This is a genomic window from Thioclava sp. L04-15 (assembly GCF_002020275.1).
Classification (GTDB): domain Bacteria; phylum Pseudomonadota; class Alphaproteobacteria; order Rhodobacterales; family Rhodobacteraceae; genus Thioclava; species Thioclava marina.
The window spans coordinates 670,948-685,142 of record NZ_MPZW01000001.1; the positions used below are offsets into that span (position 1 = coordinate 670,948).

The following is a 14,195-nucleotide window of genomic DNA, read 5'->3' on the forward strand; positions in this document are numbered from 1 at the left end:
GATCCCGCGTCGGATGAGGCCGCTCCGCCTCGTTCTCAGCCCTTGGCGTCCTCGAGGATCATCTGCGCCGCCTTCTCCGCAATCATCATCGTCGGCGCGTTTGTATTGCCCGAGGTGATCGTCGGCATGATCGAGGCATCCGCGATGCGCAAGCCTTTCAGGGCCTTCAGACGCAGGCGCGGATCGACAACCGCCGCGTCATCCGCGCCCATCCGGCAGGTTCCGACAGGGTGGAAGATCGTGGTGCCGATCTCGCCTGCGGCTTTCACCAGATCCTCTTCGGACTGGTAATCCGGGCCGGGCTTGTATTCCTCGGGGTGGTATTTCGCGAAAGCGGGCTGCTGCGCCACGCGACGCACCTGACGGATCGCCTCGGCGGCGACGCGCTTGTCTCCCTCGGTCGAGAGGTAGTTCGGCGCGATCTTCGGATGGGCGCGGAAATCGGGCGAAGTGATGTGAACATGTCCACGGCTTTCGGGGCGCAGGTTGCACACGCTCGCCGTCATGCCGGGGAAGGGGTGCACGGGGTCGCCGAACTTCTCGAGGCTCACAGGCTGGACATGGTATTCCAGATCCGGCGTTTCCTTTTCCGGGAAGCTCCGGGTGAAGACACCCGCCTGGCTCGGCGACATCGACATCGGGCCCGAGCGGAACAGAGCGTATTCCATGCCGATCTTCGCCTTGCCCCAGAGTGTCGATGACATGGTGTTGAGGCTTTTCACCCCCTGCACCTTGTAGACGAGGCGCAGTTGCAGGTGATCTTGAAGGTTCTCGCCCACGCCATTCACCTCGGCGACCGGGGTAATCCCATGCGCGGAAAGTACATCGCCGCGCCCGATGCCCGACAGCTCGAGGATCTGGACCGAGCCGATCGCGCCCGCCGAGAGCACCGTCTCGCCCGCCTTCACGTCATGGCTCTGACCGTTGCGGTTGTAGCGGATGCCGGTGACGCGGCCCTCCTCGATCAGCAGCTTCTCGACCTGGGCATGCGTCTCGATGCGGAGGTTCGAGCGGTTCATCGCGGGCTTGAGGAAAGCCTTCACCGCGTTCCAGCGCCAGCCCGCCTTCTGGGTGACGTGGAAATAACCGCCGCCCTCATTGGTGCCGGTGTTGAAATCATCGGTGCGCGGGAAACCTGCCTGTTCGGCGGCTTCGAGGAAAGAGTCGAGCAGATCCCAGCGCACCCGCGCCTCTTCCACGCGCAGCTCGCCGCCCGCGCCATGCAGGTCGCTCCCGCCGCGATAGAAATCTTCCTGCTTCTTGAACAAGGGCAGCACGTCATCCCAGCCCCAGCCCGGATTGCCAGCCTGCGCCCACATGTCGTAGTCGCGCGCCTGGCCGCGCATGTAGATCATGCCGTTGATCGAGGAACAGCCGCCGAGGATACGCCCGCGCGGATAGAGCAGCTGGCGCCCGTTCAGCCCCGTGTCGGCGGCGGTCTTGTAGCCCCAGTCGGTGCGCGGATTGCCGATGCAGTAGAGATAACCCACCGGGATATGAACCCAGTGGTAATTGTCGCGCCCCCCCGCTTCGAGCAGAAGCACCTTGTTCTTCGGATTTTCCGAAAGCCGATTGGCCAGAACGCAACCCGCGCTGCCCGCGCCCACGACGATATAATCGTATTGATCCATGATCCCCTCCCGCGATGCGCCTCCGTCCTCGTTTTCGCAAGCAAGCGACGCTGCGGCAAGGGCCGCACCGGAGCAATCGCGCAAAATCGCTTTGCATAAACGCAAGGAAGGGCTTGCCTGTCAGGGGGGTGATCCGTTCTATGGCGCAAACCTCTCGGAGCCATCCCTTGTTTGCCTATCGCCTCCTCGTCAGCTTCGCGACCCTGCCGGTTCTGGTCCGGCTGGGCTGGCGCGTGCTGCGTGGCAAGGAAAGCGCGCAGGCGGCGGGTGAACGGCTTGGCGGGGGGGAAGCTGCACCCGGACGGGTCTGGCTGCACGCCGCCTCGAATGGCGAACTGACCTCGGCGCGCCCGCTGATAGAGGCGATGCTGGCGCGCGACCAGGCGTTGCGGCTCATGGTGACGGTGAACACCGCGACGGCGCGCGCGATGGGAGAGGGCTGGGCCGATCCGCGCATCGCGATCCGCATGGCACCTCTCGATCATCGCGCGGTGTTGGGTCGGTTCCTGCGCCGCCATGCGCCGCGCGCGCTGATCGTGATCGAGAATGAGCTTTGGCCGAACCGGATGGCGCTGGCGGCGCGGGCGGGCTTGCCGATCCTCGTGATCGGGGCGCGGATCTCCGAACGCTCGGCGGCGCGCTGGGGCAAGACCGGACTCGGGCAGAAGATGGTCGCGCAGATCGGGGCGCTCTCGGCGCAGGATGCGGGGTCGGAAAGCCGGTTCGTGAAACTTGGCCTGCCGCCCGAGCGGCTCTTGCCACAGGCAAACCTGAAAACCGCGATCACGCTGGAGCGCGGCGCGCCGCTAGATTGGGCGCGTAGCGAGACGGTGCTGGCCGCCTCCACCCATGAGGGCGAGGAGACGCTGGTTCTGCGCGCCTTCGCCGAGGCCCGCACCCGGCGCCCCGGATTACGCCTGATCCTCGCCCCACGCCATCCGCGCCGCGCCCCCGAGATCGTGGCACTGATCGCGAAGGCGGGGCTGTCCCATACCAGCCGCTCGAAGAACGAGCCGCCCGCAGAAGAGGTCTATCTTGCCGATACGATGGGCGAGATGGGGCGCTGGTATGCGAGTGCCGGGATCTGTTTCGTAGGCGGTTCGCTGGTCGAGAAAGGCGGCCACACGCCTTACGAGCCCGCGGGTTTCGATTGCGCGATCCTGCACGGGCCGCATGTCGCGAATTTCCGCGAGGCTTACGGCGCCCTTGATGAAAAAGGCGGCGCAACGCTTTGCAAGGATGTGGCGGACCTCGCGGAGCAATTCGCGACGCTCGGCGCCCCCGAGCAGGCGGAGATGGCCCGCGCGGCGCGGGCGGCGCTTGGCCCGCCCGCCGATATCGAGGCGTTGTCGCAAGCTGTGCTCGACCGGCTCTGAGCCGCGCGAGAGGCTTGCATTGCAGGTCAAAACGCTTATCTGCTCAGACATTCTGGAGATGATGCGCAGATGATCCGCTACACGCTGCAATGCGATCAGGACCACCGTTTTGAAAGCTGGTTCCCCTCGGCCGACGGGTTCGAGGCGCTAAAGGCTGCCGGTCAGCTGGAATGCGCGATCTGCGGCTCGCGCAGGGTCGAGAAATCGCTGATGGCGCCCTCGGTGACGCCCGCGCGCAAGAAGGCCGACGCGCCCGAGGCAAAGCCCGAACGCCCGCTGTCGGAACCCCAGTCGGAAGCCGAAAAGGCCTTCGCCGCGATGCGCCGCCATATCGAGGAGAACTCGGATTACGTCGGCATGAACTTCGCCAGCGAGGCCCGCGCCATGCATGCCGGCGAGACCGAAGCCCGCGCCATCCATGGCGAGGCAAAACTTGAAGAAGCGCGCGAGATGCTCGAAGAGGGCTTGCCCGTTCTTCCGCTCCCGTTCCTGACCCGCCGCAAGACGAACTGAACACGCTCAGCCCGCGATCTTCTCCGCCTGCCGCAACGCCAGCGCGCCGATGGTGAGCGAAGGGGCCTCGCCGCCTCCGGTCGAGGAGAAAAGGCTCGCATCCGAGATCCACAGGTTCGCGTGATCGTGGCTGCGCCCGAACGCATCGGCGACCGAGCTCGCGCTGTCCGTCCCCATCCGCGCCGTGCCAAAGACGTGGGTTGCGGAAAAGCTGTCCCAGCTGCCGCGCTCCTCGAGCGGGGCCCCGGCCCCGGTTGCGCGCAAAAGGCTTCGGCAACCCTCGGCCATCTTGCGCAGCAGCGCGAGGCTGTTTTGCGTCAAAACCGAGCTAATCACCGGTAGCGGCACACCGTTGGCGTCGCGTCGTTCGGGCGAAAGTGTCACGTGGCTGCGCTCGTCAGGGATCACCGCCCCTATCGCCGCAACCGTGATCGCCGAACCGAACTGCGCCTGCATCGCCCGATGAAACGCGGCACCATGCCCCGGCACCAGTCGCTGTGCATAACCAATCGGCCCGCTCAGGCCCAGCTCGCGCACTGCAGAGGTGTAACGACATCCGCCTACAGCGCCCTGCACCCCATCCGGCGCGGATTGCTCCCAGCAGATTGCGTCTGCGGGCAGACCCATATGACTATTCTCGAGCCCCGGCAGAATGGCCGAGCTCGACCAGCCCAGCGTTTCCATGAAGTTGCGCCCGACCTGCCCCGAGCCGTTCGCCACACCGTCGGGGGCACCGGGTTGGGCGCTCGCCAGAAGCAGGCGCGGGGTCTGTACGGCACCGCCCGAAAGGATCAGGATCGGGGTCTCCTGCCGAACCGTCTGTCCCGCATGGACATAGTGAACCGCCGCCGCCCGCCCGTTCGGGCCGAGCTCGATCCGCGTCACCGGCGCATTCGCGATCAGCGTCAGGCGTCCGCTTTCCTGCGCATGACGCAGATATGTGACATCGGCCGAGCCCTTGTCGCCCAGCGGACAGCCCCGGCTGCACTGGCCACAATAATTGCACGAGGGCCGGCCGTCATAGGGCACGCTGTTGGCCGCACGCATATTGGCCTCGAAGGGCAGGCCGACCTTGCCCCCCGCCTCGACCAGACGCCGCGCGGGCGGGCTGAGCGGATGAGCGGGCAAAGGCGGCGGCGCGGCGCGCGGACGGGCATCGCTCCCCGACGGCTCCGCAGGCCCGGCCACCCCCATCATCGCCTCGGCCTGCACATAATAGGGCGCGAGTTCGTCATAGGAGAGCGGCCAGTCCGCCCCGACGCCATGATCGCGCGCAAGGTGAAAGCTCGCGGGATGGAGACGATGCGCCTCGCCCACGAAATGCAGCGTGCTTCCACCGACCCCCATCACATGCGCATAGCCGATGCCACCCGCCTCGCGAGACGCGGGTGGAGGCTGGCGCGGCGTCACGGCATCAAAGCTTTGAAGATCGCGGTCCGCTGGATCGAGCCGCCCCAAGTCGCCATACAGGATCTCGCCCCGGCTGCCCGGAGGAGCGGGGAACAGATGGCGCTCCCAGTCGGTATTGGTAAGCGGGTAATCCCTGACCGGATCGAAGACCGGCCCCGCCTCGAGCAAGAGAACTGAAAGCCCCCGCTTGGTCAGCGCCCAGGCAGAGGCCGCACCGCCCGCTCCCGAGCCAATGATCACGACATCGGGCGCATTCATGCCGTCCCCCATGGCGGCGGATATCCCAAGGGTTGCGGCGCAGGTTCGAGCGGCAAACCGGCAAGCGCCTCGGGATGGATGAAATAGTAGCCCACGGCAAGAAGCCGCGTCACATGATAGAACCTGCCCGGGATCTCGTTGTAATCCGCCTGCGCGAGCCAGTCGACGATCTCGTCACGCGCGGCGGGCGGCAGATCGGCAAAGCGCGCGGGCCCGACGCTGTCGAGAAAACCGGTCCCCGCGGCAATCAATCGCTCAGTGAGGCTGCCCGGCTCGATCTCTGCGCGCAGCTCCGCCCCGACGCCAAGTTCGCTTGCCGAGGGAACGCCCTCGAAACCGGGCAAAAGACTGTCGAGAAAGGCGTCGAACGTTGCGGGCGCGATGGTGGGCGACCCGAGATCTTGCGCGCGCAACACCCCCGGCGCGAGCCCAGAGGCAATCCCCGCCGCCATGGCGAGCAATGTGGCACGTCGCGTTGGATTACCGATGGCCCGACCCATGCAATTACCGGCCTTTCCTGTGATATTTCGGCCAAACTGCGGAGAACCTTACCCGTGGAAGCACTCGCGTTTCCTTGCGTAAACTCACGCTTTGGTGAATGCTTGCCGCGAAACCAAAAGAAATTCCACCCAGAATGACGGAGATCTGGATGAAACGCCTCGCAAGCGCAGCAATCATCGCCCTGACCACCCTCGCATCGGCCGCACATGCCGGCGAAATCATGCCGCCGATCTTCGGACCGAGCAAGAATTCCGAAAGCAAAACGCGCCTCTTTGCCGGTCTGAACTGGACCTTCGGCAAGCAGGGCGGCGGGCTGTCGACCCGCGTCGGCGCGATCTATACCGACATCGATTCCGACGATGACGTGCAAGGCGCGCGCGTCTTTCTCGATCTCGACCTGTTCAAGCAGGGCGGCACTCCCAGCGTCTTCGTGACGGGCTTCAAGGGGACGACCTATGGCATGGGCGAGCTGGGTCTGGGTTACGACTTCGGCAACGGCGAGATGATCGGCCAGTTCGGCGGTCTGATGAACCATTTCGAAATCGGCGGAAATTACGGCTTTTCGGGCAGCGGCATGAACGGCTACGTGGGCGTCACGAGCTTCAAGTTCGACAAGGTCCAGCCGAATGCCCCGTATGAAATGTACTGATAAAGACCCGCTCTAGATCAGATCGGTAGTCAAAGCCAACTCTGCGCGAGCCCGCCTCGCGCAGAGGTCCCGACCGGCGCGGACGCCACGTCCCCCCGGCACCACCTTTTCCAACGTCTTCGCGGGTTTGCCTCGCCCCTTTCCCCGACGCCAAGCAAATCTCTTGCGCGCGCCAACCGCTTGGGCTAGCAGGGGCGCGACTCTGCCCAAGGGGGTTTCCATGCCAATTCTGGTGATGAAATTCGGCGGCACTTCGGTCGCTGATCTCGACCGGATCGCCAACGCCGCCGAAAAGGTGAAGCGCGAGGTCGAGCGCGGCTATGACGTGATCGTCATCGTCTCGGCGATGTCGGGCAAGACCAATGAGCTGGTGAACTGGGTCGAAACGACCTCGCCGCTCTATGATGCCCGCGAATACGACGCGGTCGTTGCCTCGGGCGAGAACGTCACCGCCGGTCTGATGGCGCTGCGCCTGCAGGAGATGGGCGTCTCGGCGCGCAGCTGGCAGGGCTGGCAGGTTCCGATCAACACCACCTCGGCGCATAGCGCCGCGCGTTTCGTGTCGATCCCGCGCGACAATATCGATGCCAAGTTCGCCGAAGGCTTCCGCGTCGCGGTCGTCGCCGGCTTCCAGGGCCTTTCGGCCGAGGGCCGGATCACCACACTGGGCCGCGGCGGCTCGGACACCACGGCGGTGGCATTCGCCGCCGCCTTCGGCGCGGAGCGCTGCGACATCTACACCGATGTCGACGGCATCTACACGACCGACCCGCGCATCTCTTCCAAGGCGCGCAAGCTCGACAAGATCGCCTTCGAGGAGATGCTCGAGCTCGCATCGCTCGGCGCGAAGGTGCTGCAAACCCGCTCGGTCGAGCTCGCGATGCGCTACAATGTGCGCCTGCGGGTGCTCTCCTCCTTCGAGGAGACCGATGAAAACTCTGGAACCCTCGTTTGCGGTGAGGATGAAATCATGGAATCGAAAGTCGTCTCCGGCGTCGCCTATTCGCGCGATGAGGCCAAGATCACGCTCTTCACCATCGAAGACCGCCCCGGCATCGCCTCGGCAATCTTCGGACCGCTGGCGGAGGCCGGGATCAACGTGGACATGATCGTCCAGAACATCTCCGAGAAGGACTATGACGACGCCCATACCGGCGCCGTGACCGACATGACCTTCTCCTGCCCGACCAACCAGGTCGCCCGCGCCCGCAAGGCGATGGAAGACGCGATGGCCGCGGGTCTGATCAAATATGACGACCTGATCATCGACACCGAGGTCGCCAAGATCTCCGTGGTCGGCATCGGCATGCGCAGCCATGCGGGCGTCGCGGCGAAGATGTTCGAGGCGCTGGCTGCTGAAAACGTCAACATCAAGGTCATCGCAACGTCCGAAATCAAGATTTCGGTGCTCGTCGACCGCAAATATCTGGAACTGGCGGTTCAGGCCCTGCATGATGCCTTCGAGCTCGACAAGGCCTGACTGACCGGCGGCCTTCATCAAACGGGGGCAGACTTTACAGATGGTGGAACTGAGCGAAAGTGACAGTCGCACGCTGCTTCGACGGCTGCGCGACACGCTGGCCACCGAGGGGAGCGGTCAGGACCGCCTGAACCACATCACCCGCATCATCGCGGATTCGATGGGCACGCAGGTGTGCTCGATCTACCTGTTCCGCGACCCCGAGACGCTGGAGCTTTGCGCCACCGAGGGCCTCAAGCCCGAGGCCGTCCACCACACGCGGATGCGGCTGGGCGAGGGGCTCGTGGGCCGCGTCGCGCGGTCTGGCCGCCCGATCAACTCCGCCGATGCGCCCTCCGAGCCCGGTTTCCGCTACATGCCCGAGACCGGCGAAGAGATCTATTCCAGCTTCGTCGGCGTGCCGATCCAGCGCGTAGGCGAAAAACTCGGCGTGTTGGTAGTGCAATCGAAGGAGAAGCGCTCCTTCTCCGATGACGAGCTTTACGGGCTCGAAGTCGTCGCGATGGTGCTGGCCGAGATGACCGAGCTTGGCGCCTTCGTGGGCGGCGAGAATTCGGAAATCGGCGCGACCCACCGTTTCCCCGTGATGTTTCGCGGCGCGACCGGACAGGAGGGCGCGGCGGAAGGCCGGGTCTGGCTGCACGAGCCCCGCGTGGTCGTGACCAACCCGGTGGGCGAGGACCCGGAGGCCGAGGCGTCACGTCTCGAGGCCGCGATCAAGGAATTGCGTGGGCAGATCGACACCATGCTCAAGAGCCCGACCCTGATCGACAAGGATCAGCGTCAGGTTCTCGAGACGTTCAAGATGCTCGCCGCCTCGAAGGGCTGGAAGCGGCGTATGCTCGAGGATATCGCGGCGGGCCTCTCGGCCGAAGCCGCGGTCGAGAAGGAACAGAACGCCGCGCGCGACCGGATGGCGAAATCGCCCGATCCCTATCTGCGCGAGCGGCTCAACGATCTCGACGATCTGTCCAACCGGCTGCTGCGTCAACTCACGGGTCAGGGCACCGATACCGGCGCCGAACTCCCCGCCAACCCGGTGCTGATCGCGCGCAATATCGGCCCGGCGGAGCTGCTCGATTACGACCGCAAGCTCAAGGGGATCGTGCTCGAGGAAGGCTCGGTCGGGTCTCACGCCGCGATCGTGGCGCGCGCCCTGTCGATCCCGCTGGTGATCCATGCGGGCCGGATCACGGCCGAAGCCCTCAACGGAGACCCGATCCTCGTCGATGGCGATCAGGGTGTGGTGCATCTGCGCCCCGAGGAAAGCGTGACCCACGCCTTCCGCGACAAGATCGCGATGCAGGCCGAGGCACAGAAACGCTATGCCAGCCTGCGCGACCTGCCCGCGCAGGACCGCAACGGCACCACCATCTCGCTGATGATGAACGCAGGTCTCATGGCCGACCTGCCCTCGCTGAAAGGCTCGGGCGCGGACGGTGTCGGCCTCTTCCGCACCGAGCTGCAATTTCTCACCCGCACCCGCGTGCCGCGCCGCGACGAGCTCGCCCAGCTCTATCGCCGCGTGATGGATGCGGCCGACGGCAAGCGGGTCCATTTCCGCACGCTCGATATCGGCTCGGACAAGGTCGTGCCCTACATGAAACCGCAAGACGAGCCGAACCCCGCGATGGGCTGGCGCGCGCTGCGCGTGGGGCTCGACAAACCCGGCGTTCTGCGAATGCAGCTCCAGGCGCTGCTGCGCGCGGGCAATGGGCGGCCGATGTCGATCATGTTCCCCTTCATTGCGCTTCCCGAGGAATTCACCGCCGCGCGCGACATGCTGCTGCGCGTACGCGATCGCGAAGCTCAGCTGGGTCGCCCCGTCCCCGAGGATCTCCGTGTCGGCGCGATGCTTGAGACCCCTTCACTCGGCTTCGCCCCCGACAGCTTCTATCGCGACTGCGATTTCATCTCGATCGGCGGCAATGACCTCAAGCAGTTCTTCTTCGCCGCCGACCGCGAGAACGAGCGCGTGCGCCGTCGCTACGACACGCTCGACGGCTCCTTCCTGAATTTCCTCGAACGGATCATCGCGCGCTGCTCGGTCTCGGGCACGCCGCTGAGTTTCTGCGGCGAGGATGCCGGCCGGCCGATCGAGGCGCTGACTCTCGCAGCACTCGGGATCCGCACGCTCTCGATGCGGCCCGCCTCCATCGGTCCGGTCAAACACCTGATCCGCCGCGCGGACCTGACCGAGCTTCGCCAGGTCATTCAAAGGGCCCGCAACGAAGGCCAAAGCTCCGTGCGCGGCGCTGTCACCAACTACCTCGCGCATCTCTGAGGACAGCGAGAGGCGCGGCCTTTCCCAGCGCTGGACGACGACAAAGACCGGGATAAGAGGGGGCGCTGCCCCCTCGGCGCTTCGCGCCTCACCCCCGAGATATTTTCGTCAAGAAGAAGCGAGACCTCTTCTCCGAGTTGGCCGAAATATCCCCGCCGGAGGCGTCCGAAGGCCGAAAGACGTGCCCGGCCGGGTCACTTCGCGATGCGCGCCACCAGCTCCTCGCGTAGGAGCCCCTCATCGGTGCCGCTGTCGCGGGCGAGTCGCTTGAGCCCGAAATGGACGCGGGCGATTTCCTGATAATAGCTGGTGAAGGCATAGTTCACCGCAGCACCCGCGACCGCGCCCAGGACCGGGGCCGCCTGGGCCGCGAGTTTCTGACCGAGCACCGCCGAAAGCCGCGGAGCGACCTTGGCGATGAGGGATTTCATGCTCGGCCCGGTGATCGTGGCGCGCGCGGCGAGAAAGCTCAGATCCATCCCGTCATCGTTTTCGAGCGGCCCGGCCGAGGCGAAGACGCGCAGGCATTCGAGGCGCACCTCGTCGGACGCCGGATCGAAACCATGTTCGGCGGCGATGCCCTGGATCGCACGCAGAAGCATCGTCACGGTGAAGGGCAATTCGGCGAGCGAGCTTGCAAGACCGCCTGCGCCCCCGGCCGCGCCCATCGCCGCCGTCAGCGTACGGTTGAGCCAGTCGGGGCGGTCCGACACGATGCCGCGCGAGCGTTCGGCCGCCACCATCGCGCCAGACAGCGCGCGCTCCGTCGCCCCGTCGAGCCCACCCCGGACCGGGGCCGGAAGTTTCTCCAGCAGGCTCTCCGCGGAGGTGCCGACATAGCCGATCAGCTGCATCACGACGCCGCCCGCCGCGCGGTGGCGTCTGGCCAGCGCGTCGAGCTCTCCGAGCAGTGCGGGGTCGGTCACGGGGGGAAGGATCTCGGCCATGGGCATCTCCTGCTTTTGGCCAAATATGGGGGCAGCCGCGCCGTTCGGCAATCAGGCGGCCTTCTCGACGGGGCCTTTCACGCCCTCCCAGGCGCCGGGTACAAGTTCGAGCCCGAGCACGCGGTCGGGGTTGGTGGGGGGTGGCATCTCGACCCCTTCGAGCTTTTCGAACCCGAAGCGCGAATAATAGGGCTCATCTCCGACCAGCAGCACCCGTTCCCATCCCAGACGATGCGCCTCGGCGAGGCTCTCATGCATCAAGAGCCCGCCCAGCCCTTCCCCCTGCCGCGTCGGGTGCACCGCGACCGGACCCAGGAGCAACACCCGTTTGCCGCCGACGCGCACCGGCCAGTAGCGGATCACCGCGGCGAGAATGCCATCCTGACGCAAGGTGAGGCACAGGGGCGCGACCTTTTTCACCCCGTCGCGCAGACGATAGGAGGACAGCGCCGTGCGCCCGGGCGCGAAGCAGAGGTCATAGAGCGCCTCGACTTCCCACCAGTCCTCGTCCGTTTCCTCTTCGAGCTGATACATCGCGCCCGTCCTTTTGCCCTGTTCGACGCGGTAGCACGCACTAAGATCAGGATCAAACAGGAGAAAGCATGTTCTATCGACCGCAAGATGGCCATGGGCTGCCGCATAATCCCTTCAACGCGATCGTGGCGCCACGTCCGATCGGCTGGATCTCGACGCGCGGAACAATGGGCGACAATCTCGCGCCCTATTCCTTCTTCAATGCCGTGGCCTATACGCCGCCGCAGGTGATCTTTTCCTCGACCTCGGCCAAGCCGGATCGTGAGGGCACCAAGGACAGCGTCGCGCAGATCCGCGAGTCTGGCGTGTTCTGCGTCAATCTGGTGACCTATGCGCTGAAGGATCAGATGAACGCGTCTTGCGCGAATTTCCCCGCAGGCACGGATGAGTTTGCCGAATGTGGGATCGAGAAAGCCGAATGCGAGACGATCGACTGCCCGCGCGTGGCGGCGGCCCCTGCGAGCCTCGAATGCCGTTTGGTTCAGGTGGTGGAGCTTCTGGGCGAGGCGAACTTCCTCGTCCATGGCGAGGTCACGGGCGTTCATATCGCAGATGACTGTTTGCGCGAAGGCTACTACCGCCCCAAGGACCGGCTGGTGCGCTTTGGCTATCGGGGGGATTATGCCGCTGTGAACGAGGCCTTCGAGATGCTGCGCCCCGCCGGGGGATGAGCCCTGCACTCAGGCCTCCGGCTCGCCCTCCGTCTCAGGCCCCGACCTCAAGCCCCGACCTCAAGCCCTGCGTGCGCGGCGGCCTTCGACCAGCGTGTAGAGCCCGCTCGCCACGATCAGCACCGCCCCCGCAATCATCGCCGCGTCCGGGCGCTCACCGAAGACGACCGCGCCAAGGATCAGCGCGAAGATCAGGCGGGTATAGCGGAAGGGCGTGATGACCGAGACCTCGCCCATCCGCATCGCCTTGGTCAGCGACCAGTAGGCGAAAGTGCCGAAGGCGACCGCACCTGCGATATCGCGCAGCGCGATCAGGTCCGGCGTGCTCGGCCCGCCGAAGATCATCAGGATCAGTGCGCCGGTCGGGATCAGCATCATGAACCCGTAGAAGCTGAGCTGGAAATTCGACAGCACCGGCGGGCAGGCGCGGGTCGCCAGATCGCGGCCCGCGAAGCCCAGCATCCCCAGCACCGTCCAGAGCGCGGCGGGCACGAACCCGTCGAGGCCCGGGCGCAGCACGATCAGCACGCCGAGAAAGCCGATGCCGACCGCGACCCAGCGACGCATCCCCACGCGCTCGGAAAACACCACCGCCGCGCCTGCGACCACGACCAGCGGCGTGGCCTGCAGGATGGCGGAGGCGTTCGACAGCGGCGTCAGCGCGATCCCCAGCGTATAGCCAAGACGCCCCACCACCTCGAGTACGAGCTTGATCAGCATCGGCTTCGAGAGCAGCGCCGGATGCAGCAGCCGTTGCCCGCGCGCGGTCACCAGTGTCGCGAAGACCGCCATGCCGCCAAGGCCGAACAGCATCAGCACCACGCCGACCGCGACATGGGTCGACGCTGATTTGACGAACATGTCTTCCATCGCAAAAGCCGCCATCGCGACCACCATCAGCACCGAACCGCGGATATTTTCCATATCTCCTCCCGAGGGGGCACTCCCTCGCCCCGCCTTTCGCCGATAGACCGCGCGGCAAGCGGCTGCAATCCCTCTTTCCTCCTGCGCGCCCGGGGCTTAGGCTCGCCGCGACAGTTTGCGGCTAACCGGAGGATGCGCGGGATGGAGAAGATGATCGGGGTGATCGGCGGCTCGGGCGTCTACCAGATCGACGGGCTGGAAGGGGCCGAATGGGTCACGGTCGACACGCCCTTCGGCGCGCCCTCCGATCAGGTTCTGACCGGCACGCTGCACGGCGTGAAGATGGCCTTCCTGCCCCGCCACGGGCGCGGCCATGTCGAGACCCCGACCACCGTCCCCTACCGCGCCAATATCGCCGCGATGAAGCAGCTGGGCGTGACCGATCTCGTCGCGGTCTCGGCGGTGGGCTCGCTGAAAGAGGCCTATGCGCCGGGCGATTTCCTGATCGTGGATCAATATATCGACCGCACCTTCGCCCGCGAAAAATCCTTCTTCGGCCCCGGCATGGTGGGCCATGTCTCGGTCGCCCATCCCGTCTGCGCGGACCTGTCCGCCGCCTGCGCCGAGGCCGCGCGCAAGACCGGCGTAAAGGTCCATGAGGGCGGCACCTATGTCGCGATGGAAGGCCCGCAATTCTCGACAAAGGCCGAGAGCGAGCTTTACCGCCAATGGGGCGCCGACGTGATCGGCATGACCGGGATGCCCGAAGCGAAGCTCGCCCGCGAGGCGGAACTCCATTACGCCTGCGTCGCGATGATCACCGATTTCGACTGCTGGCACCCCGATCACGACGCCGTGGACGTGGCGCAGGTCGTGGCCGTCGCGATGAAGAACGCGAGCAAGGCCCGCGATCTGGTCGCGGCCCTGCCCGCACTGCTCAAAGGCGCTGCGGGAGAATGTACGACCGGCTGCACCCGCGCGCTCGACAGCGCGATCATGACCGCGCCCGACAAGCGCTCGGCCGAGATGAAAGAGAAACTGAAGACCATCGCGGGCCGCGTGCTCGACCTCTGAGGA

13 protein-coding genes are annotated in these 14,195 nt (G+C 65.7%); 7 read left to right on the forward strand and 6 right to left on the reverse strand.

What is annotated here, in order from left to right:
• Positions 1 to 35 precede the first annotated feature (35 nt).
• Entirely contained in the window at positions 36 to 1,631 is a 1,596-nt protein-coding gene (locus BMI90_RS03310) for a GMC family oxidoreductase N-terminal domain-containing protein (RefSeq protein WP_078525991.1), read from the reverse strand.
• A gap of 167 nt (positions 1,632 to 1,798) precedes the next feature.
• Between BMI90_RS03310 and BMI90_RS03315 the strand changes: the two genes are divergently transcribed.
• Both BMI90_RS03315 and BMI90_RS03320 read left to right on the forward strand, forming a co-directional pair.
• Complete coding sequence (locus BMI90_RS03315) at positions 1,799 to 3,007, forward strand: glycosyltransferase N-terminal domain-containing protein (protein WP_168172710.1); 1,209 nt, start codon at positions 1,799 to 1,801, stop codon at positions 3,005 to 3,007.
• A 69-nt stretch (positions 3,008 to 3,076) separates the two neighbouring features.
• Positions 3,077 to 3,520: a DUF1178 family protein gene (locus BMI90_RS03320; RefSeq protein WP_078525995.1), complete on the forward strand. Its 444-nt coding sequence runs from the start codon at positions 3,077 to 3,079 to the stop codon at positions 3,518 to 3,520.
• Positions 3,521 to 3,526: 6 nt separating this feature from the next.
• On the opposite strand, the gene BMI90_RS03325 is transcribed toward BMI90_RS03320, so the two are convergent.
• Together BMI90_RS03325 and BMI90_RS03330 are read right to left on the reverse strand one after the other, a co-directional pair.
• Complete coding sequence (locus BMI90_RS03325) at positions 3,527 to 5,200, reverse strand: GMC family oxidoreductase (protein ID WP_246831479.1); 1,674 nt, start codon at positions 5,198 to 5,200, stop codon at positions 3,527 to 3,529.
• Positions 5,185 to 5,688 carry a hypothetical protein gene (locus BMI90_RS03330; protein WP_146642575.1) on the reverse strand — a complete coding sequence of 168 codons (504 nt, stop codon included), beginning with the start codon at positions 5,686 to 5,688 and terminating at the stop codon, positions 5,185 to 5,187. Before BMI90_RS03330 ends, BMI90_RS03325 begins: the two co-directional genes overlap by 16 nt.
• A gap of 149 nt (positions 5,689 to 5,837) precedes the next feature.
• Here BMI90_RS03330 and BMI90_RS03335 point away from each other — a divergent pair, with 149 nt between their 5' ends.
• The 3 genes from BMI90_RS03335 (at position 5,838) to ptsP (ending at position 10,102) form a co-directional block, all read left to right on the forward strand.
• Positions 5,838 to 6,338 carry a hypothetical protein gene (locus BMI90_RS03335; protein ID WP_146671200.1) on the forward strand — a complete coding sequence of 167 codons (501 nt, stop codon included), beginning with the start codon at positions 5,838 to 5,840 and terminating at the stop codon, positions 6,336 to 6,338.
• A gap of 220 nt (positions 6,339 to 6,558) precedes the next feature.
• A complete protein-coding gene (locus BMI90_RS03340; RefSeq protein ID WP_078526001.1) occupies positions 6,559 to 7,818 on the forward strand; it encodes an aspartate kinase in 1,260 nt (419 codons plus the stop codon).
• A 40-nt stretch (positions 7,819 to 7,858) separates the two neighbouring features.
• Positions 7,859 to 10,102, forward strand: a complete 2,244-nt coding sequence (ptsP, locus tag BMI90_RS03345) for a phosphoenolpyruvate--protein phosphotransferase (RefSeq protein WP_078526003.1) — start codon at positions 7,859 to 7,861, stop codon at positions 10,100 to 10,102.
• A gap of 194 nt (positions 10,103 to 10,296) precedes the next feature.
• Here the strand turns inward: ptsP and BMI90_RS03350 are convergent, their stop codons facing one another.
• Together BMI90_RS03350 and BMI90_RS03355 are read right to left on the reverse strand one after the other, a co-directional pair.
• The gene (locus BMI90_RS03350; RefSeq protein ID WP_146671201.1) at positions 10,297 to 11,049 is read right to left on the reverse strand and encodes an EcsC family protein; all 753 of its coding nucleotides are present in this window, start codon (positions 11,047 to 11,049) and stop codon (positions 10,297 to 10,299) included.
• 51 nt (positions 11,050 to 11,100) lie between these two features.
• Positions 11,101 to 11,583 carry an N-acetyltransferase gene (locus tag BMI90_RS03355; protein WP_078526007.1) on the reverse strand — a complete coding sequence of 161 codons (483 nt, stop codon included), beginning with the start codon at positions 11,581 to 11,583 and terminating at the stop codon, positions 11,101 to 11,103.
• A 68-nt stretch (positions 11,584 to 11,651) separates the two neighbouring features.
• On the opposite strand from BMI90_RS03355, the gene BMI90_RS03360 reads away from it, so the two are divergent.
• Positions 11,652 to 12,254 (forward strand): flavin reductase family protein, encoded by a 603-nt coding sequence (locus BMI90_RS03360; RefSeq protein WP_078526009.1) that lies wholly within the window; start codon positions 11,652 to 11,654, stop codon positions 12,252 to 12,254.
• A 60-nt stretch (positions 12,255 to 12,314) separates the two neighbouring features.
• On the opposite strand, the gene BMI90_RS03365 is transcribed toward BMI90_RS03360, so the two are convergent.
• Positions 12,315 to 13,178, reverse strand: a complete 864-nt coding sequence (locus BMI90_RS03365; RefSeq protein ID WP_078526011.1) for a DMT family transporter — start codon at positions 13,176 to 13,178, stop codon at positions 12,315 to 12,317.
• 141 nt (positions 13,179 to 13,319) lie between these two features.
• On the opposite strand from BMI90_RS03365, the gene BMI90_RS03370 reads away from it, so the two are divergent.
• Positions 13,320 to 14,192 (forward strand): S-methyl-5'-thioadenosine phosphorylase, encoded by an 873-nt coding sequence (locus BMI90_RS03370; RefSeq protein WP_078526013.1) that lies wholly within the window; start codon positions 13,320 to 13,322, stop codon positions 14,190 to 14,192.
• Positions 14,193 to 14,195: the final 3 nt, after the last annotated feature.

Coding starts and splice junctions, on each gene's coding strand:
- BMI90_RS03310 (WP_078525991.1), bottom strand. CDS start 1,631: ATGGATCAATACGATTATATCGTCGTGGGCGCGGGCAGCGCGGGTTGC.
- BMI90_RS03320 (WP_078525995.1), top strand. CDS start 3,077: ATGATCCGCTACACGCTGCAATGCGATCAGGACCACCGTTTTGAAAGC.
- BMI90_RS03325 (WP_246831479.1), bottom strand. CDS start 5,200: ATGGGGGACGGCATGAATGCGCCCGATGTCGTGATCATTGGCTCGGGA.
- BMI90_RS03330 (WP_146642575.1), bottom strand. CDS start 5,688: ATGGGTCGGGCCATCGGTAATCCAACGCGACGTGCCACATTGCTCGCC.
- BMI90_RS03335 (WP_146671200.1), top strand. CDS start 5,838: ATGAAACGCCTCGCAAGCGCAGCAATCATCGCCCTGACCACCCTCGCA.
- BMI90_RS03340 (WP_078526001.1), top strand. CDS start 6,559: ATGCCAATTCTGGTGATGAAATTCGGCGGCACTTCGGTCGCTGATCTC.
- ptsP (WP_078526003.1), top strand. CDS start 7,859: ATGGTGGAACTGAGCGAAAGTGACAGTCGCACGCTGCTTCGACGGCTG.
- BMI90_RS03350 (WP_146671201.1), bottom strand. CDS start 11,049: ATGGCCGAGATCCTTCCCCCCGTGACCGACCCCGCACTGCTCGGAGAG.
- BMI90_RS03355 (WP_078526007.1), bottom strand. CDS start 11,583: ATGTATCAGCTCGAAGAGGAAACGGACGAGGACTGGTGGGAAGTCGAG.
- BMI90_RS03360 (WP_078526009.1), top strand. CDS start 11,652: ATGTTCTATCGACCGCAAGATGGCCATGGGCTGCCGCATAATCCCTTC.
- BMI90_RS03365 (WP_078526011.1), bottom strand. CDS start 13,178: ATGGAAAATATCCGCGGTTCGGTGCTGATGGTGGTCGCGATGGCGGCT.
- BMI90_RS03370 (WP_078526013.1), top strand. CDS start 13,320: ATGGAGAAGATGATCGGGGTGATCGGCGGCTCGGGCGTCTACCAGATC.